Annotated in this window: 21 protein-coding genes; 16 read left to right on the top strand and 5 right to left on the bottom strand. The window is 66.6% G+C overall.

The window, feature by feature from the left end:
• Window positions 1–36 precede the first annotated feature (36 nt).
• The 16 genes from plsX to AC1RHV_RS21945 all read left to right on the top strand — a co-directional run bounded on the left by plsX (window position 37) and on the right by AC1RHV_RS21945 (window position 16,037).
• Window positions 37–1,104: a phosphate acyltransferase PlsX gene (gene plsX, locus AC1RHV_RS22020; RefSeq protein ID WP_054450609.1), complete on the top strand. Its 1,068-nt coding sequence runs from the start codon at window positions 37–39 to the stop codon at window positions 1,102–1,104.
• Window positions 1,104–2,090 carry a beta-ketoacyl-ACP synthase III gene (locus AC1RHV_RS22015; RefSeq protein WP_054450612.1) on the top strand — a complete coding sequence of 329 codons (987 nt, stop codon included), beginning with the start codon at window positions 1,104–1,106 and terminating at the stop codon, window positions 2,088–2,090. The genes plsX and AC1RHV_RS22015 overlap by 1 nt, the downstream gene beginning before the upstream one ends.
• Before the next feature lie 98 nt (window positions 2,091–2,188).
• A complete protein-coding gene (fabD, locus tag AC1RHV_RS22010; RefSeq protein ID WP_054450614.1) occupies window positions 2,189–3,124 on the top strand; it encodes an ACP S-malonyltransferase in 936 nt (311 codons plus the stop codon).
• Between the two features lie 4 nt (window positions 3,125–3,128).
• On the top strand, window positions 3,129–3,881 hold the full coding sequence (fabG, locus tag AC1RHV_RS22005; RefSeq protein WP_059374778.1) for a 3-oxoacyl-ACP reductase FabG: 753 nt from the start codon (window positions 3,129–3,131) through the stop codon (window positions 3,879–3,881).
• A gap of 215 nt (window positions 3,882–4,096) precedes the next feature.
• Window positions 4,097–4,336: an acyl carrier protein gene (gene acpP / locus AC1RHV_RS22000; RefSeq protein WP_003813816.1), complete on the top strand. Its 240-nt coding sequence runs from the start codon at window positions 4,097–4,099 to the stop codon at window positions 4,334–4,336.
• Window positions 4,337–4,528: 192 nt separating this feature from the next.
• Window positions 4,529–5,758: a beta-ketoacyl-ACP synthase II gene (gene fabF, locus AC1RHV_RS21995; RefSeq protein ID WP_054450616.1), complete on the top strand. Its 1,230-nt coding sequence runs from the start codon at window positions 4,529–4,531 to the stop codon at window positions 5,756–5,758.
• 492 nt (window positions 5,759–6,250) lie between these two features.
• Window positions 6,251–6,850 carry an RNA polymerase sigma factor RpoE gene (rpoE, locus tag AC1RHV_RS21990; RefSeq protein ID WP_006389292.1) on the top strand — a complete coding sequence of 200 codons (600 nt, stop codon included), beginning with the start codon at window positions 6,251–6,253 and terminating at the stop codon, window positions 6,848–6,850.
• Window positions 6,851–6,862: 12 nt separating this feature from the next.
• Window positions 6,863–7,369 carry a sigma-E factor negative regulatory protein gene (locus tag AC1RHV_RS21985; RefSeq protein WP_054450617.1) on the top strand — a complete coding sequence of 169 codons (507 nt, stop codon included), beginning with the start codon at window positions 6,863–6,865 and terminating at the stop codon, window positions 7,367–7,369.
• A complete protein-coding gene (locus AC1RHV_RS21980; protein ID WP_054450619.1) occupies window positions 7,369–8,451 on the top strand; it encodes a MucB/RseB C-terminal domain-containing protein in 1,083 nt (360 codons plus the stop codon). The genes AC1RHV_RS21985 and AC1RHV_RS21980 overlap by 1 nt, the downstream gene beginning before the upstream one ends.
• A gap of 40 nt (window positions 8,452–8,491) precedes the next feature.
• Window positions 8,492–9,979 carry a DegQ family serine endoprotease gene (locus tag AC1RHV_RS21975; RefSeq protein ID WP_054450621.1) on the top strand — a complete coding sequence of 496 codons (1,488 nt, stop codon included), beginning with the start codon at window positions 8,492–8,494 and terminating at the stop codon, window positions 9,977–9,979.
• A gap of 199 nt (window positions 9,980–10,178) precedes the next feature.
• Window positions 10,179–11,972, top strand: a complete 1,794-nt coding sequence (gene lepA / locus AC1RHV_RS21970) for a translation elongation factor 4 (protein WP_054450623.1) — start codon at window positions 10,179–10,181, stop codon at window positions 11,970–11,972.
• 22 nt (window positions 11,973–11,994) lie between these two features.
• Window positions 11,995–12,879, top strand: a complete 885-nt coding sequence (lepB, locus tag AC1RHV_RS21965) for a signal peptidase I (protein WP_054450625.1) — start codon at window positions 11,995–11,997, stop codon at window positions 12,877–12,879.
• A 2-nt stretch (window positions 12,880–12,881) separates the two neighbouring features.
• A complete protein-coding gene (gene rnc / locus AC1RHV_RS21960) occupies window positions 12,882–13,643 on the top strand; it encodes a ribonuclease III (RefSeq protein ID WP_054450627.1) in 762 nt (253 codons plus the stop codon).
• The gene (gene era / locus AC1RHV_RS21955; RefSeq protein WP_054450629.1) at window positions 13,640–14,530 is read left to right on the top strand and encodes a GTPase Era; all 891 of its coding nucleotides are present in this window, start codon (window positions 13,640–13,642) and stop codon (window positions 14,528–14,530) included. The genes rnc and era overlap by 4 nt, the downstream gene beginning before the upstream one ends.
• The gene (gene recO / locus AC1RHV_RS21950; protein WP_492301975.1) at window positions 14,523–15,110 is read left to right on the top strand and encodes a DNA repair protein RecO; all 588 of its coding nucleotides are present in this window, start codon (window positions 14,523–14,525) and stop codon (window positions 15,108–15,110) included. Before era ends, recO begins: the two co-directional genes overlap by 8 nt.
• A gap of 18 nt (window positions 15,111–15,128) precedes the next feature.
• Window positions 15,129–16,037 (top strand): LysR family transcriptional regulator, encoded by a 909-nt coding sequence (locus AC1RHV_RS21945; protein ID WP_054450632.1) that lies wholly within the window; start codon window positions 15,129–15,131, stop codon window positions 16,035–16,037.
• A 24-nt stretch (window positions 16,038–16,061) separates the two neighbouring features.
• On the opposite strand, the gene AC1RHV_RS21940 is transcribed toward AC1RHV_RS21945, so the two are convergent.
• From AC1RHV_RS21940 to AC1RHV_RS21920, 5 genes are all read right to left on the bottom strand, one after another.
• Window positions 16,062–17,159, bottom strand: a complete 1,098-nt coding sequence (locus AC1RHV_RS21940) for a pyridoxal-phosphate dependent enzyme (RefSeq protein ID WP_054450634.1) — start codon at window positions 17,157–17,159, stop codon at window positions 16,062–16,064.
• A gap of 3 nt (window positions 17,160–17,162) precedes the next feature.
• Entirely contained in the window at window positions 17,163–18,143 is a 981-nt protein-coding gene (locus AC1RHV_RS21935; protein ID WP_492301973.1) for a M14 family metallopeptidase, read from the bottom strand.
• Window positions 18,144–18,174: 31 nt separating this feature from the next.
• Window positions 18,175–19,137, bottom strand: coding sequence for a Bug family tripartite tricarboxylate transporter substrate binding protein (locus tag AC1RHV_RS21930; RefSeq protein WP_054450638.1), 963 nt, complete (start codon window positions 19,135–19,137; stop codon window positions 18,175–18,177).
• Window positions 19,138–19,227: 90 nt separating this feature from the next.
• Window positions 19,228–20,517: an NTP/NDP exchange transporter gene (locus AC1RHV_RS21925; RefSeq protein WP_492301971.1), complete on the bottom strand. Its 1,290-nt coding sequence runs from the start codon at window positions 20,515–20,517 to the stop codon at window positions 19,228–19,230.
• A 4-nt stretch (window positions 20,518–20,521) separates the two neighbouring features.
• Window positions 20,522–21,439 carry an aldo/keto reductase gene (locus AC1RHV_RS21920; protein ID WP_492301969.1) on the bottom strand — a complete coding sequence of 306 codons (918 nt, stop codon included), beginning with the start codon at window positions 21,437–21,439 and terminating at the stop codon, window positions 20,522–20,524.
• Window positions 21,440–21,507: the final 68 nt, after the last annotated feature.

The following is a 21,507-nucleotide window of genomic DNA, read 5'->3' as shown; positions in this document are numbered from 1 at the left end:
CGGACCATTTCGGCTGAGCGCTGATACCTGGCACCCGTGATACGCATCGCCATAGACTGTATGGGCGGAGACTTCGGTCTGCCCGTCACGATTCCGGCTGCGATCGAGTTCGCCCGGCAATTTCCGGATACCCGGCTATTGCTGGTCGGGCTTCCCGACGCCATCGAAGCGGCGCTCTCCGAGCACCGCGGCGTGGCGCGTGATCGCATTGAGATCGTGGCGGCTTCCGAAGTCGTCACCATGGACGACCCGGTCGAGGTCGCCCTGCGCCGCAAAAAAGACTCCTCCATGCGCCTGGCCGCCCAGTCCGTCAAGGACGGGCGCGCCGACGCCTGCGTTTCCGCGGGCAATACCGGCGCGTGGATGGCCATTTCACGCTATGTGCTCAAGACGCTGGACGGCATAGACCGCCCCGCGATCGCCACGTCCATTCCGAACCAGACGGGCCGCGCCACCACGGTGCTGGACCTGGGCGCGAATGTGGACTGCACGGCCGAGCATCTACTCCAATTCGCCATCATGGGCGCCGCGCTGTCGCAGGCGGTGGACCATCGCGAGCGCCCCTCGGTGGGCCTGCTCAACATCGGCGAAGAAGTCATCAAGGGCAACGAAGTCGTCAAGGAAGCCGCCGAGCTCCTGCGCAGCAGCCCGCTCAACTTCTACGGCAACGTGGAAGGCAATGACATATTCAAAGGCACGGTCGACGTCGTCGTCTGCGACGGTTTCGTCGGCAACGTCGTGCTCAAGTCCGTCGAAGGGCTGGCGAAGATGTTGTCCAGCGTCATTCGCGAAGAGTTCAAACGCAATCTGATCACGCTGCTGGCTGGCGCGGTGGCCAAGCCGGTGCTCAACCGCCTGCGCACCCGCGTCGACAACCGGCGCTATAACGGCGCCGCGCTGCTGGGCTTGCGCGGCGTGGTCATCAAGAGCCATGGTTCCGCGGACGTCTACGCCTATGGATTTGCGTTGCAGCGCGCCCGTGAAGCCGTAGTGAGTAAACTGCTGGAGCGCACCGCTGAGACGGTCGCTCAGATTACCAAGCGCGTTCAATCTGGCGAAGGCCCCTCGGTGTCGTCGCCAAACGTGGCTGGGGACACCGCTTGATGGATACCGCAATGAAATATTCCGTGATCGCGGGCACCGGCAGCTTCCTGCCGGAACGCGTGGTTTCGAATGACGAACTGGCGGCGGAGCTGGCGACGCGCGACATCGCCACCTCCGACGAATGGATCGTCGAGCGCACCGGCATCCGCCAGCGCCATCTGGCCGAGCGCGGCGTGACCACCAGCGTGCTGGCGACCGAGGCCTCGCGCCGCGCGCTCGCCGATGCCGGCGTGGACGCCTCCGAGGTCGACCTGATCGTCCTGGCCACGTCGACGCCGGACTTCGTGTTTCCGAGCACCGCCTGCATCGTGCAGTCCAATATCGGCGCCAAGGGTTCGGCGGCATTCGACGTGCAGGCCGTGTGCAGCGGTTTCGTCTATGCGATGACCACCGCCGACAGCTTCATCCGTGCCGGCCGTGCGCGTTGCGCGCTGGTCATCGGCGCTGAAGTCTTCTCGCGCATCCTGGACTGGAACGACCGCTCCACCTGCGTGCTGTTCGGCGACGGCGCCGGCGCCGTGGTGCTCAAGGCTTCCGACAAGCCTGGCATCCTGGCCGCGCAACTGCACGCCGACGGCAGCCAGGCCAAGATCCTGAACGCTGCGGGCAACGTAGCCTATGGCGACGTGACCGGCGATCCGTTCCTGCGCATGGACGGGCAGGCCGTGTTCAAGCAGGCTGTTACCGTGCTGGACCGTTCCGCGCGCGACACCTGCGCCGAAGCGGGCGTCGAGATCGCCGACGTCGATTGGCTGATCCCGCACCAGGCCAACGTGCGCATCCTGAATTTCCTGGCGCGCAAGCTTGCCGTGCCGGTCGAGAAGGTCGTCGTCACCGTCGACAGCCACGCCAACACCTCTGCAGCCAGCGTGCCGCTGGCCCTGGACGCCGCGCGCCGCGACGGCCGCGTCAAGCCGGGCCAGTTGATCCTGATGCAAGGCGTGGGCGGCGGATTCACCTGGGGCTCGGTACTGGCCCGCATGTAAGGGCGCGCTCCGGCGCGGCGTGGCGCTCGGCGCCGCGGCCGCCGGAACGATGTGCCTGGCATTCCACACAGACACTGAATCAATCCAAACGGTCAAACATGAAAATCGCTTTTGTCTTTCCTGGCCAAGGTTCCCAAGCTGTCGGCATGCTGGACGCCTGGTCCGGCGTCGCGGCCGTCACGGACACCGTGGCGCGCGCCTCGCAGGCGCTGGGTCAGGACCTGGGCGCGCTGATCGCGCAAGGCCCTGCGGAACAGCTCAACCTGACCACCAACACCCAGCCCGCCATGCTGACCGCTGGCGCTGCGTTCTACGCGGCCTGGTGCGCTGCTGGCGGCCGCAAGCCTGACGTCGTGGCCGGCCACAGCCTGGGCGAATACGCCGCGCTGACGGCCGCGGGCTCGCTCGCGCTTGAAGATGCCGTGCGCCTGGTGCGCGTGCGCGCCGACGCCATGCAGGCCGCCGTGCCGGTAGGCACCGGCGCCATGGCCGCCATCCTGGGTCTGGACGACGACGCCGTGCGCGCGGCCTGCGAAGCCGCCGCCCAGGGCGAGGTTGTCGAGGCCGTGAACTTCAACGCGCCCGCGCAGGTCGTGATCGCAGGCCACAAGGCCGCGGTCGAACGCGCTTGCGAACTGGCCAAGGCCGCAGGCGCCAAGCGCGCGCTGCTGCTGCCGGTGTCCGCGCCGTTCCACTCCAGCCTGCTCAAGCCCGCCGCAGACGTGCTGGCCGGCGCGCTGGCCGGCGTGACCGTGTCCGCGCCGCAGGTGCAAGTGATCAACAACGTCGACGTGGCTTCGCCTGTCGAACCCGATGCAATCCGGGATGCGCTGGTGCGCCAGGCATGGCATCCTGTGCGCTGGGTCGAAACCCTGCGCGCGATGAAGGCGCAAGGCGTCACGCACGTCATCGAATGCGGTCCCGGCAAGGTGCTGGCCGGCCTGACCAAGCGCATCGATCCCGAACTCACGGGCATGGCCATTACCGATCCTGCTTCGCTTGAAGCAGCGTTGGCCGCCGTCAACGGAAATTAAGAACATGGACAACACCTCGATCGAACTGCAGGGCAAGATCGCGCTGGTGACCGGCGCCACGCGTGGCATTGGCCGCGCCATCGCCCAGGAACTGGCTGCGCGCGGCGCCACCGTCGTCGGCACCGCCACGTCCGAATCGGGCGCTGCCGCCATCACCGAAGCGCTGGCGCCCCTGGGCGGCCGCGGCGTGGTGCTGGACGTGACCGACGCCGCTGCCTGCGATGCGCTGATCGACGCGCTGGGCAAGGAGGGTGGCGGTCCCCACATCCTCGTCAATAACGCAGGCATCACCCGTGATACGCTGGCGATGCGCATGAAGGATGAGGACTGGTCGGCTGTCATCGATACCAACCTGGCTTCGGTTTTCCGCCTGTCGCGCGCCGTGCTGCGCAGCATGATGAAGGCCCGCTGGGGACGCATCATCAACGTCACATCCGTGGTGGGTTCCAGCGGCAACCCGGGCCAGGCCAACTACGCCGCGGCCAAGGCCGGCGTGGCAGGCATGTCGCGCGCCCTGGCGCGTGAACTGGGCAGCCGCAACATCACCGTGAACTGCGTCGCGCCCGGTTTCATCGATACCGACATGACGCGCGCGCTGGGCGAAAATCAGACTGCGGCCTTGCTGCAGCAGATTCCGCTGGGCCGCCTGGGTTCGCCTGCCGACATCGCCCACGCCGTGGCGTTTTTGTCCGGGCCGCAGGCGGGTTACATTACCGGCACCACCCTGCACGTCAACGGCGGGATGTACATGCAATAAGTCACGAATCGCGCGTAGGCGGCCAGTTCCGCCATGCCGCCGCCGGACACAAACGGCGAGGCAACGCGAGGTTCAACCGGAAACGCCGCACACCGGTTTCCTGCGCCATTCCCGGCGACAGATCAAGTGCGCGGTGTTATTTTTGTCACGGCCAGGCGTCGCAAAACTCCGCGCTTGGCTATAATTCGCGGGATTTTTCCCAATTGGAGATCTGCATGGAAAGCATCGAACAGCGCGTCAAGAAGATCGTCGCTGAACAACTTGGCGTCAACGAAGCCGAGATCAAGAACGAATCCTCCTTCCTTGACGACCTCGGTGCCGATTCGCTCGACATGGTCGAACTGGTCATGGCGCTCGAAGACGAATTCGAGACCGAGATCCCCGACGAAGAGGCCGAAAAGATCACGACCGTGCAACAAGCGATTGACTACATCAATTCGCACGGCAAGCAGTAAGCTGGGCTTTTACCCTTCTGGTTGCCTCGCGACGTCCGTCGCAGCCAGCCGGAAAATCGGGGCGGTTTCAGGAATTTGCCGTGCGGTCCGCATGCGGGAAGGGCGTAGTAATGCCCGACCCGCTTTCGCGTGGGCCGCACGTGCAGCGCATCCCGAAAACCGCCTTTCTTTTGTCTGTTTGAGGAGTCATCCGTGAAGCGACGTGTCGTCATCACTGGCCTGGGTATCGTTTCTCCCGTCGGGAACGACTTGACCACCGCTTGGGACAATATCGTCAACGGACGTTCTGGCATCAGCCGCATCACCCGTTTCGATCCCTCGGCCATCACCACGCATATTGCCGGCGAAGTCAAAGACTTCGACATCAGCACCTATATCTCGGCCAAGGAAGCCCGCCAGATGGATACCTTCATCCATTACGGCCTGGCCGCCGGGATGCAGGCATGGCGCGACAGCGGCCTGGAAGTCACCGAAGCCAACGCGGAACGCATCGGCGTGATCGTGGGCTCGGGCATCGGCGGTCTGCCGCGCATCGAGGAAACGCAGGTTGAATACCTGGCCAAGGGTCCGCGCCGCATTTCGCCGTTCTTCGTGCCGGGTTCGCTGATCAACCTGATCTCCGGTCATTTGTCCATCGCATATGGCATGAAGGGCCCGAGCTACGCGGTCGTGTCGGCCTGCACCACCGGCCTGCATTGCATCGGCGACGCTGCGCGTCTGATCGAGTACGGCGATGCCGACGTCATGGTTGCCGGCGGCGCCGAGTCCACCGTGTCGCCGCTGGGCATCGGCGGTTTTGCCGCGATGCGCGCCTTGTCGACCCGCAATGACGATCCTCAGACGGCTTCGCGTCCCTGGGACCGCGATCGCGACGGCTTCGTGCTGGGCGAGGGTGCGGGCGTACTGGTGCTGGAAGAGTACGAACACGCCAAGAAGCGCGGCGCGCGCATCTACGGCGAGTTCGTGGGCTACGGCATGAGTTCCGATGCGCACCACATCACGGCTCCAGACAAGGACGGTCCGCGTCGCGGCATCGTGAATGCGCTGCGCAACGGCGGCCTGAACCTCGAAGACGTGCAGTACGTCAACGCGCATGGCACCTCGACGCCCCTGGGCGACAAGAACGAAACCGACGCCTTGAAGCTGGCTTTCGGCGATCACGCCAAGAAGCTGGTGGTCAATTCGACCAAGTCCATGACCGGGCACCTGCTTGGCGCGGCCGGTGGTATCGAGGCGGTGTTCACCACCCTGGCGGTCTACAACCAGGTGTCGCCGCCCACGATCAACATCTTCAATCAAGATCCGGAATGCGATCTGGATTACTGCGCCAATGAAGCGCGGCAGATGAAGATCGATGTCGGCCTGTCCAACTCGTTCGGCTTCGGCGGCACCAACGGCTCGATGGCCGTTCGCCGGGTCTGATTTGGAAGAGGCGCTCGGGGAACGCTGGGCGTTTCGCGTGCCCGTCAGGCGGCCAGGAAGCGCCACGGCGCTTTTTGGCCTGGCGCTGGCCGCGGCTGGCGCCAGCGTGCTGACGGCGGCGTCCTGGCACGGCATGGCATGGGCAGCGGGCGCGGCGATTGCGCTCCTGCTTGTGCTGGCCGGGCTGTTACACTCGGCACGGAGCAGCCTGTCCCCCGTATCCGCGTTGCGCGCGGCAGCCGGGGCAGGGAGCTGGCAGGTACGCCTGCCGCAAGGCTGGCAGGACGCAAGGCTGTTGCGAGAACAGCGTGGTCCCCGCTGGCTGACGCTCACTTTGCAGCCCTTGTCCACCGGGAGTACGGCCTTTACCAACAGCACAATCACCCTCACCGTCTGGCAGCGGACGTTGCGCCCCGAGTCCTGGCGGCGCCTGTGCCTGCTGGCCGGCGCGGCGCGGCCTGCCCGTCCGGCGCCCAGCCTGCGGGAGGCGTCATGAGCGAGCGCGAAGTCGACGCCGAGCTTGTCGCGCGCGTCCAGCGGGGCGACAAGAAGGCTTTCGACCTGCTGGTGCTCAAGTACCAGCGCAAGATTCTCCGTCTGCTGGCCCGCATGATCCGCGACCCCGCGGAAATCGAGGACGTGGCCCAGGAGGCTTTCATCAAGGCCTACCGCGCCTTGCCCCAATTCCGTGGGGAGAGCGCCTTTTACACCTGGTTGTACCGGATCGCCATCAACACGGCGCGCAACTGGCTGGCCTCGCAGGGCCGGCGTCCCAGCGCGCCCAATGCGATAGAAACGGAAGACGGTGAAACTTTTAACGAAACCGACAACCTAACCGATATAAGCACGCCGGAATCCATGGTCGCCAGCCGCGAAATCGCCGAGACGGTGAACGCGGCTATTGAGGAATTGCCGGAAGAATTGCGTACCGCAATTGTCCTGCGTGAAATCGAAGGTATGAGTTACGAAGACATCGCCCAGAGCATGGATTGCCCGATAGGTACGGTGCGTTCCCGCATTTTTCGTGCGCGTGAAGCCATCGCCACCAAGTTGCGTCCGTTGCTAGGCACCGATGCCGAGCGTCGCTGGTAAGGAGTGGCAGTCATGCAAACAGCAGCCAAATCCGTTGTGATCGCCGAGTCCTCCTGGGAGGAGTCGGTTTCCGCCTGGATGGACGGAGAGGAATCCGACGACATCTTTCCCGGCTTGTTGTCCCGCGAGGGGCGCGAGACCTGGGACACCTATCATCTGATCGGTGATTCCCTGCGCAACGCCGATCTGGCGCTGACCCCCAGCGCGGCCTTCCAGGCCCGCCTGGCACGGGCGCTGGACGCGGAATTGCCCATTGTTGCGGCGCCTCGGCGCCGCTCGCCATTGCGGGTCGGCCTGTCCGGCCTGGCGGTGGCCGCTGCCGTGGCGACCGTCGCCTGGGTGGCGCAGCCTTACCTGACCGGCGAACCGGCGACCGAAGTCCGGGTACTGGCCGATGCCAGCTCGCCCGCCGCGGCTGCCGACGATTCGGGCTTGCGCGACTACCTGGAAGCGCATCGCCAGATGGCTGGCCCGAGCGCCGTGCGCCAGGTGTCCTTTGACACCGGGGTGGGGCGCTGATGGCGTTGGTGCTTCCATCGCGCTGGCCGGTGCTGGGCCGGGCCGCCACGCTGCAGGCCCACCGCGCCGGCTGGTTTGCCGCCACGCTTTTGACCGCTTTCCTGGCTGCGCACGAACCCGCGCGCGCGGCCGATGCCGCGCCTGCCGTCACCGATGACGTGGTCCAGCTGCTGACCCGCATCCAACAAGCCGCCCGCAAGCAGGACTACGCGGGCGTCTTCATGTACCAGCAGGGCGAAACGATCCAGTCCTCGCGCCTGGTGCACGTGGTGGACGGCACCGGTGAACGCGAACGCCTGGAAATCCTCGACGGCCAGCCCCGCGAGTACCTGCGTCACAACGAAGACGTGCAGTGTCTGCTGCCCGAGCGCAAGACCGTGTTGCTGGAGCGCCGCCGAGGCGACCGCTTCCCCGGTCTGCTGCTGGGCGACGCGGCCAACCTGTCCGAGCACTACAAGATCCACGCCGAGTCCGCGCTGCACCGCGTGGCCGGGCGCGAATGCCGCCTGATCACGATCGAGCCGCTGGACAAGCTGCGCTACGGCTACCGGCTGTGCGCGGACGTCGAAACCAATCTGCTGCTCAAGGCCCAGACGCTGAACGCCGCCCGCGGCGTGGTCGAGCAGGTGTCCTTCACCTCGCTGCGGCTGGGCTCGGAAGTCGATCCCCAGTTGCTGAGCTCGCGCTGGAGCACGCGCGACTGGAAGGTGCTGGAACCCTCGATGAAACCGGTGGATCTGGCTGCCCAGGGGTGGCGCATCCCGGCGCCCAAGGGCTTCAAGGCCGTCATGCAGGTGGCCCGTTCGATGGGGAAGGGCATTACGGTCAACCAGATGGTATTGTCCGACGGACTGGCGGCCATTTCCGTGTTCATCGAACCCTACGACAGCCAGCGCGGCCACCGTCCTCCCCACGGCGCCGCGCAGCGCGGGGCGATCACGGTCTATGGCACGCGCATCGCTGATTTCTGGCTGACCGCCGTGGGCGAAGTGCCCATCGCGACGCTGGAGCAGCTGGCGCAAGCCACTGAATATGTGCCCGCCGCGCCTGCGGCAGCAGCCCCCGGGGCCGAGTCCAAGTGATCGGCCGGGTGTGGCAAGCAGCAATTTCGGAGTAACACTTATGAAAGCAATGACAGTGTCGAATGCTTTTTTCCGGCGCTTTCTGGTGGCGGCCGCGGCCAGCGTCATGTTGGCCGGCGCCTATGTGCCTGCCGCCGTCGCCCAGGCGCCGACGGTGACGCTGCCTGATTTCACTAGCATTGTCGAAAAGGCCGACCCCGCGGTCGTCAACATCCGCACCACGGCCACGGTGCCGGTGCGCGGCATGGGCCCCGGCGGCGGCAATGATCCCTATGAACTGTTCCGCTGGTTCTTCGGCCCCGAATTCCAGCCGCCCGGCGGCGGCGCTCAGCCCGGCCCCTCGCCGCGTCAGCGTCCGCAGCCATCCCAGCCCGAAGAGCGCACCGTGCCGCGCGGCGTGGGTTCCGGCTTCTTCATTTCCGATGACGGCTACATCCTGACCAACAACCACGTGGTGGTGGACGCGACGGACATCTACGTCACGCTGACCGACGGCCGCGAGTTCAAGGCCAAGGTCATCGGCACGGACGAGCGCACCGACGTGGCGCTGATCAAGATCGAAGCCAAGGACATGACCCCGCTGGTGATCGGCGATCCCAAGAAGCTGAAGAAGGGGCAGTGGGTGCTGGCCATCGGTTCGCCGTTCGGCCTGGATTCCACCGTGACCTCCGGCATCGTCAGCGCCATCGGCCGCGATACCGGCGAATACCTGCCGTTCATCCAGACCGACGTGGCGGTCAACCCGGGCAACTCGGGCGGTCCGCTGATCAACCTGCAAGGCGAGGTGGTGGGCATCAATTCCCAGATCATTTCGCGCAGCGGCGGCTTCATGGGCATTTCGCTGGCCATTCCGATCGACGAAGCCATGCGCGTGGTGGACCAGTTGCGCGCTACCGGCAAGGTCACGCGCGGCCGCGTCGGCGTGCAGATCGGCGAAGTGGGCAAGGACGTGGCCGAAGCCATCGGCTTGCCCAAGGCCGAAGGCGCGTTGGTCAGCAGCGTGGAAGCCGATGGTCCTGCCGAGCAGGCAGGCGTGCAGCCGGGCGACGTGATCCTCAAGTTCAACGGCGAACCCATCAAGCGTTGGTCCGACCTGCCCCGCATCGTGGGCGAAACCAAGCCGGGCACGCGCGCCGACATGGAAGTGTGGCGCAAGGGCAAGAACCTGACGCTGACGGTCAAGGTGGGCGAGATCCCGACCGAGAAGGCCGCGGGCGCCAGCAAGAAGGGCGCGCCGCCAGTCCCGGAAGTCACCAATGCGCTGGGTCTGGGCGTGGTCGACGTGCCGGCCGACGTGCAGAAGAAGCTGCGCATCAAGGGCGGCGTCCAGGTCAAGGTGGCCGAAGGCGCTGCGGCCAAGGCCGGCCTGCAGGAAGGCGACATCGTGTTGGCCCTGAACGACACCGACGTCACGGGCGCCAAGCAGTTCGGCGAACTCGTGGCCAAGCTGGACAAGGGCCGCGCCGCAGGGTTGCTGGTGCGCCGCGGCGACCAGACGCAGTGGGTGGCGGTGCCGGCATCGAAGTAATGCCGGGCCCGTCTTCCGAGTCCGCAGAAAAAAGGCGCAAGACCGGCTAAAATGCCTGGTTGCCGCAAGAGGGGGCGCATGGCGCCCCCTTGTTTTGCCCGGGCCAGGCCCGTTGGCACCCTCCTCGTCAGCCGTGCGTATTCCGGCGGCGGTGTCTTCCGGCCCAGTGCCGAGTGTTCCGTCCCTTATAACTTCAAGCATGCAGCATATTCGCAACTTCTCCATCATTGCCCACATCGATCACGGCAAATCGACCCTGGCCGATCGCCTGATCCAGCGCTGCGGCGGATTGGCGGATCGCGAGATGTCGGCGCAGGTCCTCGATTCCATGGAAATCGAACGCGAGCGCGGCATCACCATCAAGGCCCAGACCGCGGCCCTGCACTACAAGGCGCAGGACGGCAAGGTCTACAACCTGAACCTGATCGACACCCCGGGGCACGTGGACTTCTCGTATGAAGTCAGCCGCTCCTTGTCGGCCTGCGAAGGCGCGCTGCTGGTGGTGGACGCTTCGCAGGGCGTGGAAGCGCAGACCGTGGCCAACTGCTACACCGCCATCGAGCTGGGCGTGGAAGTGCTGCCCGTGCTGAACAAGATGGACCTGCCGCAGGCTGATCCCGACAGCGCCCGCCAGGAAGTCGAGGATGTGATCGGCATCGACGCCTCGCAGGCGGTGCTGGCCAGCGCCAAGACCGGCATGGGCATCGACGAGATCCTGGAAATGGTCGTGGCCCGCGTGCCGCCGCCCAAGGGCGATCCCGACGCGCCGCTGCAGGCCCTCATCATCGATTCGTGGTTCGACAACTACGTGGGCGTGGTGATGCTGGTGCGCATCATCAACGGCGTGCTCAAGCCCAAGGACAAGATCCTGCTGATGGCGTCCGGCGCCACCCACCTTTGCGAGCAGACCGGCGTGTTCACGCCGAAGTCGCAACAGCGTCCGCATCTGTCGGCGGGCGAAGTGGGCTTCATCATCGCCGGCATCAAGCAGCTGGAAGACGCCAAGGTGGGCGATACCGTCACGTTGGCCAACAAGCCTGCAGCCGAACCGCTGCCCGGCTTCAAGGAAGTGAAGCCGCAGGTGTTCGCGGGCCTGTACCCCGTGGAAAGCTCCGAATACGACCAGCTGCGCGATTCGCTTGAAAAGCTCAAGCTGAACGACGCCGCGCTGATGTTCGAGCCGGAAGTGTCGCAGGCGCTGGGCTTCGGCTTCCGTTGCGGCTTCCTGGGTCTTTTGCACATGGAAATCGTGCAGGAGCGCCTGGAGCGCGAATTCGACATGGACATCATCACCACCGCGCCGTCGGTGGTGTACGAAGTCGAACAGCGCGACGGTTCCGTGATCACCGTGGAAAGCCCGTCGCGCATGCCGGAAATCGGCAAGATCGCCGACATCCGCGAACCCATCGTGAAGGTCACGCTGTTCATGCCGCAGGACTACGTGGGTCCTGTCATGACGCTGTGCAATAACAAGCGCGGCGTGCAGGTCAACATGAGCTACCACGGCCGCCAAGTGCACCTGGTGTACGAGATCCCGCTGGCCGAGATCGTGCTGGACTTCTTCGACAAGCTGAAGTCGGTGTCGCGCGGCTACGCTTCGATGGACTACGAGTTCCTGGAGTACCGCTCGGCCGACGTGGTGCGCGTGGACCTGCTGATCAACAACGACCGCGTCGACGCGCTGGCCGTGATCGTCCACCGCAGCAACGCGCGCCATCGCGCCCGCGACGTGGTCACGCGCATGCGCGGCCTGATTCCGCGCCAGATGTTCGACGTGGTGATCCAGGCCGCCATCGGCGCCGAAATCATCGCGCGTGAAAACGTCAAGGCGTTGCGCAAGAACGTGCTGGCCAAGTGCTACGGCGGCGACATCTCGCGCAAGAAGAAGCTGCTGGAAAAGCAGAAGGCCGGCAAGAAGCGCATGAAGCAGGTGGGTAGCGTGGAAATTCCGCAGGAGGCGTTCCTGGCCATCCTGCAAGTGGAAGACAAATAGAACCCGAAAAGGCGGTTAGCTGATGAGTTGGAACTTTGCCCTGATTCTTTTTGTTTTGCTGGTGTTGACCGGCATTATCTGGGTGCTTGATCTGGCAGTGCTGCGCAAGGGCCGCGAACGCCGGGCCCAGGCGGCAATGGCGCAATACGATACGGCCCTGGTCGGCGACGCCCAGGAAGCCGAGCGCCTGCGCCGCGAAGCCGGCGACGCCGCGCGCCGCATGCCGTGGTGGATCGAATACGCCGTCAGCTTCTTCCCCGTCATCCTGTTCGTGTTCATGCTGCGCTCATTCGTGGTCGAGCCGTTCCGCATTCCGTCGGGCTCGATGCTGCCGACCCTGCAATCGGGCGATCTGATCCTGGTGAACAAGTTCAGCTACGGCCTGCGCCTGCCGGTCATCGACAAGAAGATCATCGAGGTGGGCAAGCCCCAGCGCGGCGACGTGTTCGTGTTCCGCTACCCCGTGGATCCGGACGTCGACTACATCAAGCGCGTGGTCGGCCTGCCGGGCGACGAGGTCGCCTACCTGGACAAAAAGCTCTACATCAACGGCGAATTGGTGCCGCATGAGCGCGACGGCGACTACTTCGAGCCGGATCGTGTGTCATATATTGCGCAATATAAAGAGAAGTTGGGCGACGTTGAGCACAAAATCCTGCTGGATGAGGGCAAGCCGCAGGAGTATGGCCCGATGTGGCAATTTCCCAACCGCCAGAACTGCCAATACAGCCGTAATGGGGTACGCTGCAAAGTACCCGAGGGGCAGTTTTTCGCCATGGGCGATAATCGGGATAACAGCGCCGACAGCCGATACTGGGGCTTCGTACCGGAAGCCAATATCGTCGGCCGCGCGTTCTTCATCTGGATGAATTTCAGCGATCTCAGCCGCATCGGCCGGTTCAACTGATTATGTCGCTAGCCACGCTAGAAAACCGCCTGGATCACCACTTCAGTGATTCGGCATTGCTCGAACAGGCGCTGACGCACCGCAGCCACGGTGCGCGCCACAACGAGCGCCTGGAATTCCTTGGGGATTCCGTGCTGAACTTTGTCGTTGCGGCGATGCTGTTCGAGCGTTATTCCAAAATCGACGAAGGCGATCTGTCGCGCCTGCGCGCCAATCTGGTCAAGCAGGCCTCGCTGGCGGATATCGCCCAGCGGCTGGAACTGTCGCAATACCTGCGTCTGGGCGAAGGCGAATTGAAGAGCGGCGGTTTCCGCCGGCCTTCCATCCTGGCGGACACGGTCGAAGCCCTGTTCGGCGCCGTGTTCCTGGACGCGGGTTTCGACGCCGCCCGTCGCGTGATCGTGCGCCAGTACCAGCCGGTGCTGGCTTCGGTCGATCCCAAGACCCTGGGCAAGGACGCCAAGACCTTGCTGCAGGAATTCCTGCAGGGCCGCAAGCTGGCGCTGCCGGTGTACACGGTGGTGGCCACGCATGGCGCGGCCCATAGCCAGCAGTTCGAAGTCGAGTGCGCCATTCCGGCGCTCGAGATCAAGGTGATGGCGCCCGGCGCCAGCCGCCGTGCCGCCGAGCAATCGGCGGCCAAGCTGGCGCTGGAGGCCGCGTTGGCCGTCAGCCCGGCGACCAAGGCTGCCCGCAAGTCGGGCAAGGCGCGCAAAACCGCGCAATTGTCGCTGCCGGTGGCAGTGGCTCAAGAGACTAAATGAGCGATACCCCTTTTCGTACCGGCTTCGTCGCCATCGTGGGCCGCCCCAACGTGGGCAAGTCCACCCTGACGAACGCCCTGATCGGTTCCAAGATTTCCATCGTGTCGCGCAAGGCGCAGACCACGCGCCACCGCATCCACGGTGTGTTGACGCGCGAGCACGAGCAGTTCGTATTCGTCGATACGCCGGGTTTCCAGACCCGCCATGGCGGCGCCATGAACCGCATGATGAACCGCGTGGTCACGCAGGCCCTGGCCGACGTGGACGTGGTGGTGCATGTGGTGGAAGCCGGCAAATGGTCCGAGGGCGACGCCAAGCTGCTGCCGCTTTTGCCCGCGCCGGAACGCACCATCCTGGTCGTCTCCAAGATCGACGCACTGAAGAACCGCGACGACCTGTTCGCCTTCGTGTCCAAGATCATGGCGCTGCATCCGTTCGGCGCCGTGGTGCCCGTCAGCGCCACCAAGAACCAGCAGCTGGATCAGCTGTTGCAAGAAATCGCGTCGCGCCTGCCGGAAGGCGAGCCGATGTTCGAGGAAGACACGCTGACCGACCGCCCCATGCGCTTCATCGCCGCCGAACTGGTGCGCGAGAAGATCTTCCGCCTGGTTGGCGACGAACTGCCTTACGGCTGTACCGTCGTCATCGAGCAATGGGAAGAGACCAGCAAGGGCGCCAGCATCAATGCCTGCGTGGTGGTCGAGCGCGACAGCCACAAGCCCATCCTGTTGGGCGCGGGCGGCATGCACATGAAGCGCATCGCCACGGAGGCGCGGCAGGACATCGCCAAGCTGCTGGACAAGCCGGTGCACCTGGAGGTCTACATCAAGGTGCGCAAGGGCTGGTCCGACCGCGAGGGTGCGCTCCGCGATCTGGGCTATGAGTAGACGGGCGCCTCGCGTCCAGGATCGCCCCGGATACATGTTGCACGCCACCGCGTGGCGTGAAACCTCCCTCATCGTTCAGACTTTCTCACGTGATCACGGCTGTGTGGCCATGGTCGCCAAGGGCGCGAAGCGCCCGTATTCCGTCCTGCGTCCCGTGTTGTCCGCGTTCCAGCCGCTGCTGCTGTCGTGGACCGGCAATGGCGAGGTCAAGACGCTGACGCGCGCCGAGATCGCGGGCATCCGGCCGCTGACCCGCACCGCGCTGATGTCGGCCTGGTATATGAACGAACTGCTGCTGCGGCTGCTGCCGCGCGAAGACGCCCATCCGCTGTTGTTCGACGCCTACGACTTCGCCTTGCAGCAGTTGTCCGGCGGCACCCGCGCCGCGGGCGCGCTGCGCCGCTTCGAATGGACGCTGCTGCGCGAAACCGGTTATGGCGTGGACGAGGATCCTCCCGATTTCGACGACCCGGCGATCGAGCCGGCCCTGCGCCGCGACCTGCGCGAACGGCTGGCCGAAATCCTGGCGGGCCGTCCCTTGTCGACCCGCCGCGTGTTGCTGGACCTGCAACGCATCTGAGCGGAGCGCGATCCGGCCATGACCTTCACGCTCAAGCAGGTCGAGACCTTCCGCACCGTCTATGAAACGGAAAGCGTCACCGCCGCTGCCAGACGGCTGGACGTGTCGCCCGCCACCGTCAGCGCGACCCTGGCCGCGCTCGAAGCCAGCATCGAGCTGCGTCTGTTCGAGCGCGTACGCCAGCGCATGCAGCGCACGCCCGAGGCGACCCTGCTGTATGAAGAAATCCGCCGCCTGAACGTCGGGCTGGAAAGCCTGGGCCGCAAGATCCGCGCCATCCGCGGCGCGGCGCAGCCACGGCTGCGCATCGGCTGCATCCATGCCTATAGCGGCGCCATCATCAGCGACACTATTGCTCGCTTTCGCGAGCGCTATCCTGATACCGGCCTGTATCTGCAGATCCGGGATTCCAATACCTTGCGCGACATGGTGGTGTCGGGCGAGCTGGACCTGGCAGCTGTGGCCGACGAATCCGAACTCGAAGGCTTGCGCGGCCACCGGCTGGCCAGTTTGCGCGCCGTGGCGGTTTTTCCCAAGGGGCATCCGCTGGCGCGGCTGGAGCAAGTGGATTTTTCGCACCTGGCCGACGCCGACGTGATCGCGCTGAACGCCGAGGACGGCTCGCGCAAGCGCCTGGACGCGCTGTTGGCGCAAGCGGGGCAGAGCCTGAAGGTGGCCATCGAGACGCCTTATTCCAGCACCGTGTGCCAACTGGCGCTGGCGGGGCATGGCGTGGGCATCGCCAACCCGGCCACGGCAGTCGGCATGGCGGCGGCGGGCCTGTGCTATCGCCCGCTGGCCGCGCCGGTGCATTTCGAATGCCACATGATCCTGCATGGCAGCCGCCCCTTGTCCGAGGCGGGCAAGTTCTGGGCGACCTGCCTGCGCGGCGCGTTGGCGCCGCTGGTGGAAAGCTTTGGCGTCTAGCGCGCCGAAGCCGGCCCCGGGGCGCTAGCCGCGGCGCCCGTCCGAGGTCACGATCAACACCACGGACGACTCCGCATCCAACAAGCCCGAGCGCCGCAGCCGCGACACGGCAGCCAGCGCCGCGGCCGATGACAGCTCGGTCGCCAGGCCAATGCGTTCCAGCCGCTGCTGCGCTTGCGCGGCCGCGGCGTCCGAGATCTCCACCGGCGTGCCGCCGGAACGCGTCAAGGCTTCCAGCGATTGCAGCGTGCTGGTGCTGCCCGCGATCGAATACTGGTCCGTCACGCCGTCCCATTGCTTGCGCGCGTCGCCCGTGGCGCGCGCGCGCGACAGGCGGGCGTACGGCTCCACCGCATGCAGGCGCGGCAAACGCGCGATGCGGCCGGTTTGCAGCAGATGCTGCCAACCCAGGAAGATGCCCCACAGCAGATCGCCGCGCGCGGTGGGCACCACGATGTCGCTGGGCACGCCGCAGCTTTCCAGGATCTCCTGCGCGATGGGCTTGTAGCCTTCCACGCCGTAGGGGTGGGTGCCCACGGGCGGATTCAGATAGTTCGTGCCGGCGAAGGCGCCGTGGTTGCGACACAGGTCCTCGACATGGGGCCAGCGGCTCAGGCTGTCCTCGAAGGCGGTCAGCCGGGCGCCGAAGCGCTGCATGGCCTCGCGCTGCAAGGGCGGGCAGTTGGTGGTGATGGCGATGTCGGCTTCCAGCCGCGCGGCGGCGCAATAGGCGGCCAGCGAGACGCCGGCATTGCCGCTGGAGGCGGCCGCCACGCGGGTGGCGCCGGCCAGGCGCGCGCGCGACACCAGTTGGGCCGCCATGCGGTCCTTGTGGCTGCCGGTGGGGTTGGCGCTTTCGCATTTCAACCAGAGTTGGCCCACGCCTTCGGTCTGCGCCAGCGCGGGCGCGGCGAGGCAGGGAGTGGCGCCTTCGCCCAGCGTGACGGCGTCCAGCACCGGCAGGGGCATGGCGCCGTCGGCCGAGGGTTCGTACAGGCATTCCAGGCTGGCGGGGTGGCCGGCTTCCAGGCAGCTGGGGCAGCCTTCGGGGTAATCGGCCGGCGGCCACAGGCTGGCGCAACGGATGCAGCGCAGGCCGGACAAGCTAGGGTTCATCTGCATGGGTCAATACTTCGAGGCAAGGGAATCGAGGGGAAGGGCGGGCGCGACTTGCAGCAGGCAATCGCCGTCGTCGCTGCGGGCGATGGCGCGCAGGCACACGACAGTGCCGGCCTGCGGACTGGTCAGCGCGCGCGGCGCCATGTCGGGTCGGGCGGGTTCCAGCAGTTGGCCGATGCGCTGGCGCGCATTGACCAGTTGTCCCAGTTCGACAGCGGGCACGAACACGCCAGCCTCGCTGGCGCGCAGGGTGGCGGCGGGAGCGTCCAGGTCATAGAGGCGGACCTCGGGGTGGCGCGCGGGCAGGCGGTCGGGCAGGAGGCCGAGCTCGCCCAGGCAGCCCAGCAGGCCGTCGCGGCAGCGGTCGACCAGCGCCTGGCTGGTTTCGCGGCCGCCCCCGATCTCGGCGCTCAGGCGCAGCACCCCATGGCGGCTGGCGGCGGCCGGCATGGAGCCGGACTCCGTGCCGCGGAAGTACATGCAATCGGGCAGCCCGAAGGCTCGCGCCAGGGCGGGCAGGCGTTCGTCGTAGGCGCCGTCGCCGTAGCGCGTGATGACCGACGAGGGCAGGTAGCGCAGCGACGCGCCGCCGCTGTGCACGTCCACCAGCGCCTGTATGCGCGGCAGCAGCCGGGCTTCCAGCGCGGCGGCCACGCTTTCCGTGTAGCCGCGCGCGGGGGCGCCCAGGAAAGCGCGGTTGAGGTTGCCGCCGTCGGACGGCGACAGGCGCGTGCCCGCCAGCGAGGCCTCGGCGTTGGCCGCGGGCAGCAGGTAGACCGTGCCGCGTTGCAGGATGCCGGGCAGCAGGCGCCACAGCTCCAGGATGGCGGCCTGGCCTTCCCATTCGTCGCCATGCACGCCCGCCATCAAGGCAACGGCGGGGCCAGGCCCCGCCTCGATCCGCAGCATCGGTATGGTGACGCGCCGGTAGGCCGACGCGTTGGTCGCCGCGGCGCAGGAAAAGTCCTCGCGGCTTACCGTGGCCATGCGGCGGCTCCTGCTGATGTGACGATCCGGTTCAATCCAGCGTCGTGCCGGCGGCCTTGATGATGCCTTCCCATTTGGGCAGCTCCTTGCGTATCTGGTTCTGTACGTCCTGCGGCGTGCCACCCAGCGGTTCCTGGGAGCGGCTGCGCAGTTCCTTGCTGACGCCGTCCGAGCGCAGCGCAGCGTTCATTGCCGCGTTCAGCCGCGCGATGACCTCGGGCGGGGTGCCGGCGGGCGCGACCAGCGCGCTCCAGGCCGATTGCTCGTAGTCGGGATACCCTTGCTCCGCCACCGTCGGCACGTCCGGATTGGAGGCGGCGCGGGTCTTGGTCGTGACCGCCAGCGCGCGCAAGCGGCCATCCTTCAGGTTGCCGATCAGTGGCGGCAGGTTTTCCATCATGGAATCGACATGGCCGCCCAGCAGGTCGGACAACTGCGCGGCCGTGGCCTTGTACGGGATCTGGCGCACGGCGGCGCCGGTCTGGGCGATGAAGAGCTTGACCCCGACCTCGCTGGTGGTGCCCGGGTCGGCGGAGGTCATCGTCAGGCGCTCCGGCTGGGCGCGGCTGGCCTCGATGAACCCCTTCAGGTCGCGATAGGGCGAGGACGCGTTCACCACGATGACGTTGGGCGTTTCGGCCACCAGCCCGATGGCGGCGATGTCGCGGTCCAGGTCGTAGAGCTGCTGCTTGAACAGGAACCGGTGCAGCACCAGCGTGCCGACGTGGGCATAGCCGATGGTGTAGCCGTCGGCCGGCGCGCGCGCCACGGCCTGGGTGCCGATACGGCCGCCCGCGCCGACGCGGTTCTCCACGACCACGGGCTGGCCCAGCTGGCGGCTCATTTCCTGGCCCACCAGGCGCGCGGTGATGTCGGCGTTGCCGCCCGCTGCGGCCGGCACGATCAGGGTGATGGCGCGTTCCGGATAGGCGGCCAGCGCGGCGGGCGCGGCCAGGCTTAGCAACACGGCGGCAAGACAGGCGGTGCGTTTCATGACGTTTCCCCAGGCATTGAGAGCTGCGCCATTGTGCGGTCGCGGCCTGGGGAATACGTTTGGTTCAATGAGATGGATGTTCAATAAAACCTAAGGCCTGTCCGCATTGCGCCGGTCGGCGGTCCGTCCCAGCCCGTGGCCCACGGCGGCGGCCGCCAGCGCGCACAGGGCGCCCAGCGCGGCGATCAGCGCCGGGCCGTAGCCCAGCATGTCCACGCCCGCCTTGACCCAGCCGCTGGCCGCATCGCCCGCGCGGTAGACCACGGTGTCGATGACGTTCTTGGTCTTGTACTTGTCTTCGGGCGAGACTGCGGTGAACAGCATTTCGCGCCCCGGCCGGATCAGCGCGTACTCGCCGACCCGGCGCACGATCATGGCCGCGGCCAGCACGCCGAAGACGGGAAAGGCCGCCAGCGCCAGGAAAGCGGCCGTCATCGTCAGCGGCACGGCGGTCAGCAGGAAGCGCAGCCCCAGACGCGTGGCCACGCGTCCGGTGATGAAGAGCTGCGACAGCAGCGACAGCGCCTGCACCGTGAAGTCCAGCGCGCTGAAGACCCGGATGCGCTGGGCCGTGTCGGTAAAGGCATGCGCCACCAGCCGCGCCTGCTCCATGTAGAGAAACGTGTTGAGCGTGGCCAGCAGGATCACAAGCAGCGAAATCCCCAGCAGGTAAGGTGACTGGAAGATGCGCGAGAGGCCGGCCAGGATCGAACCTTCCAGCGGTCGGCGCATGTCGTCCGACGCCGCGTCCTCGCGGTGGGCCGCGCGCCAGCGCAGCAGCCAGCGCTTGAGGGGCAGGGTGGCGGTCAACAGTAGCGCCGACAGCAGCAACAGGCCGGCCGGACCGAGCGCGCCGGCCAGCAGGCCGCCCAACAGCGGGCCTGCCAGCCCGCCGGCGCTGGCGCCCGCGGCAATCAGCGCGAACAGGCGCTTGGCGGACTCCATGCGGAATACGTCGGCCATCAGGCTCCAGGCGATGGAGACGACGAACAGGTTGAAGACCGACAGCCAGACGTAGAAGCTGCGCGCCGCCCAGACGCTGCCGGGGCGCAGATGGAGCAGGGCGGCGAAGCCGGCCATGCTGAGCGCGAAGGCGGCATAGACCCAGGTCACCAGCATGGCGCGCGGCACGCGCGCCGACAGCCAGCCGAACAGCGGCACCACGGCCAGCATGGCGATGAAGGTCGCGGTGAACAGCCATTGCAGCTGGTCGACGCCCGCCTGGATGCCCATGGTCTCGCGTATCGGCCGCAGCATGAAATAGCCGCAGAACAGAAAGAAGAAAAACGCGAAGCCGCAGGCTGCCGGCGCCAGTTCTTCCTGCGGAATGCCCAAGGCCTGCGCGGCGCGGCCTGGCAAGCTGCCGGGGGCGGACGCCATGGCGTCAGGCCAGCAGCGCGGCGATGCGTTCCCGCATGGCGGCGTCCGGCAGCGGCCCGAAGCCGGCCTGCGCGTTGTCCGCCATGTTGGCCGGCTTGGAAGTGGCGGGAATGACGGCGGTGACCGCGGGATGGCCGATGATGAACTTCAGGAAGATCTGCGCCCAGGATCCGCAATCGATCTCGGCGGCCAGCTCGGGCAGCGCCATCCCCTTGACCCGGCGGAACAGCGCGCCGTCCTGGAACGGGCGGTTGATCAGCACCGCGACGCCGTGGGCCTGGCAGGCGGGCAACAGGCGTTTTTCGGCGCTGCGGTCGGCTACGGACAGGTTGATCTGCAGGAAATCGGGCTTTTCGCGTTCGACCAGTTCGGTCAGTTCGTCGTGGGCATGGTCGGTGTAGTGCGTGATGCCCAGATAGCGGATCATGCCTTGCTGCTTCAGTTCGCGCAGCAGCGCCAGCTGGTTGGCGGTGTCGATCAGGTTGTGCACCTGGACCAGGTCGAGCTTGTCGCTGCCCAGCGCCCGTTGCGATTGGCGCACCTGGCGCATGGCTGACTCGTGGCCCTGCGTGCTGATCTTGGTCGCCAGGAAGGTCCTGGCCCGCACGCCGCCGTCGCGCGCCAGCAGCGCGCCGGTGACCGCTTCCGCCTGCCCGTAGCTGGGCGCGGTGTCGATCAGCTTGCCGCCCTTCTGCAGCAGCGTATCCAGCACCTGCGCCAGCGGCGCCATGGCGGCCTTGTCGGCGGGGGACACGTTGAAGGTGTCGGCGGTGCCCAGGCCGATCACAGGCAGCGCCTCGCCGGAGGCGGGTATGTTCCGCCTGTGCATGGGAGTTACCACGCTGAGGGCGCGGGCCGTCCAGGCCGGCCCGGTCAGGGCGGCGGCGGCAGCGGTCTGGAGGAAGCGGCGGCGGTCGGGCATGGCGTGGCTCCAGCGGGAAAGGGCGCCCGGGAGGGGCAAAGAAAAGGGCCTACACGTGAATGCAGGCC

The organism is Achromobacter sp. GW823-FHT04E03 (assembly GCF_058796095.1).
This window is presented reverse-complemented; position numbering and strand designations above follow the sequence as displayed.

What these genes read in the sequence shown, in the direction of transcription:
- rpoE (WP_006389292.1), top strand. Translation starts at nt 6,251, where the DNA reads ATGAGCGAGCGCGAAGTCGACGCCGAGCTTGTCGCGCGCGTCCAGCGG.
- AC1RHV_RS21980 (WP_054450619.1), top strand. Translation starts at nt 7,369, where the DNA reads ATGGCGTTGGTGCTTCCATCGCGCTGGCCGGTGCTGGGCCGGGCCGCC.
- AC1RHV_RS22015 (WP_054450612.1), top strand. Translation starts at nt 1,104, where the DNA reads ATGGATACCGCAATGAAATATTCCGTGATCGCGGGCACCGGCAGCTTC.
- AC1RHV_RS21985 (WP_054450617.1), top strand. Translation starts at nt 6,863, where the DNA reads ATGCAAACAGCAGCCAAATCCGTTGTGATCGCCGAGTCCTCCTGGGAG.
- recO (WP_492301975.1), top strand. Translation starts at nt 14,523, where the DNA reads ATGAGTAGACGGGCGCCTCGCGTCCAGGATCGCCCCGGATACATGTTG.
- AC1RHV_RS21935 (WP_492301973.1), bottom strand. Translation starts at nt 18,143, where the DNA reads ATGGCCACGGTAAGCCGCGAGGACTTTTCCTGCGCCGCGGCGACCAAC.
- lepA (WP_054450623.1), top strand. Translation starts at nt 10,179, where the DNA reads ATGCAGCATATTCGCAACTTCTCCATCATTGCCCACATCGATCACGGC.
- acpP (WP_003813816.1), top strand. Translation starts at nt 4,097, where the DNA reads ATGGAAAGCATCGAACAGCGCGTCAAGAAGATCGTCGCTGAACAACTT.
- AC1RHV_RS21925 (WP_492301971.1), bottom strand. Translation starts at nt 20,517, where the DNA reads ATGGCGTCCGCCCCCGGCAGCTTGCCAGGCCGCGCCGCGCAGGCCTTG.
- AC1RHV_RS21930 (WP_054450638.1), bottom strand. Translation starts at nt 19,137, where the DNA reads ATGAAACGCACCGCCTGTCTTGCCGCCGTGTTGCTAAGCCTGGCCGCG.
- rnc (WP_054450627.1), top strand. Translation starts at nt 12,882, where the DNA reads ATGTCGCTAGCCACGCTAGAAAACCGCCTGGATCACCACTTCAGTGAT.
- AC1RHV_RS21945 (WP_054450632.1), top strand. Translation starts at nt 15,129, where the DNA reads ATGACCTTCACGCTCAAGCAGGTCGAGACCTTCCGCACCGTCTATGAA.
- AC1RHV_RS21940 (WP_054450634.1), bottom strand. Translation starts at nt 17,159, where the DNA reads ATGCAGATGAACCCTAGCTTGTCCGGCCTGCGCTGCATCCGTTGCGCC.
- lepB (WP_054450625.1), top strand. Translation starts at nt 11,995, where the DNA reads ATGAGTTGGAACTTTGCCCTGATTCTTTTTGTTTTGCTGGTGTTGACC.
- fabD (WP_054450614.1), top strand. Translation starts at nt 2,189, where the DNA reads ATGAAAATCGCTTTTGTCTTTCCTGGCCAAGGTTCCCAAGCTGTCGGC.
- AC1RHV_RS21975 (WP_054450621.1), top strand. Translation starts at nt 8,492, where the DNA reads ATGAAAGCAATGACAGTGTCGAATGCTTTTTTCCGGCGCTTTCTGGTG.
- era (WP_054450629.1), top strand. Translation starts at nt 13,640, where the DNA reads ATGAGCGATACCCCTTTTCGTACCGGCTTCGTCGCCATCGTGGGCCGC.
- fabG (WP_059374778.1), top strand. Translation starts at nt 3,129, where the DNA reads ATGGACAACACCTCGATCGAACTGCAGGGCAAGATCGCGCTGGTGACC.
- AC1RHV_RS21920 (WP_492301969.1), bottom strand. Translation starts at nt 21,439, where the DNA reads ATGCCCGACCGCCGCCGCTTCCTCCAGACCGCTGCCGCCGCCGCCCTG.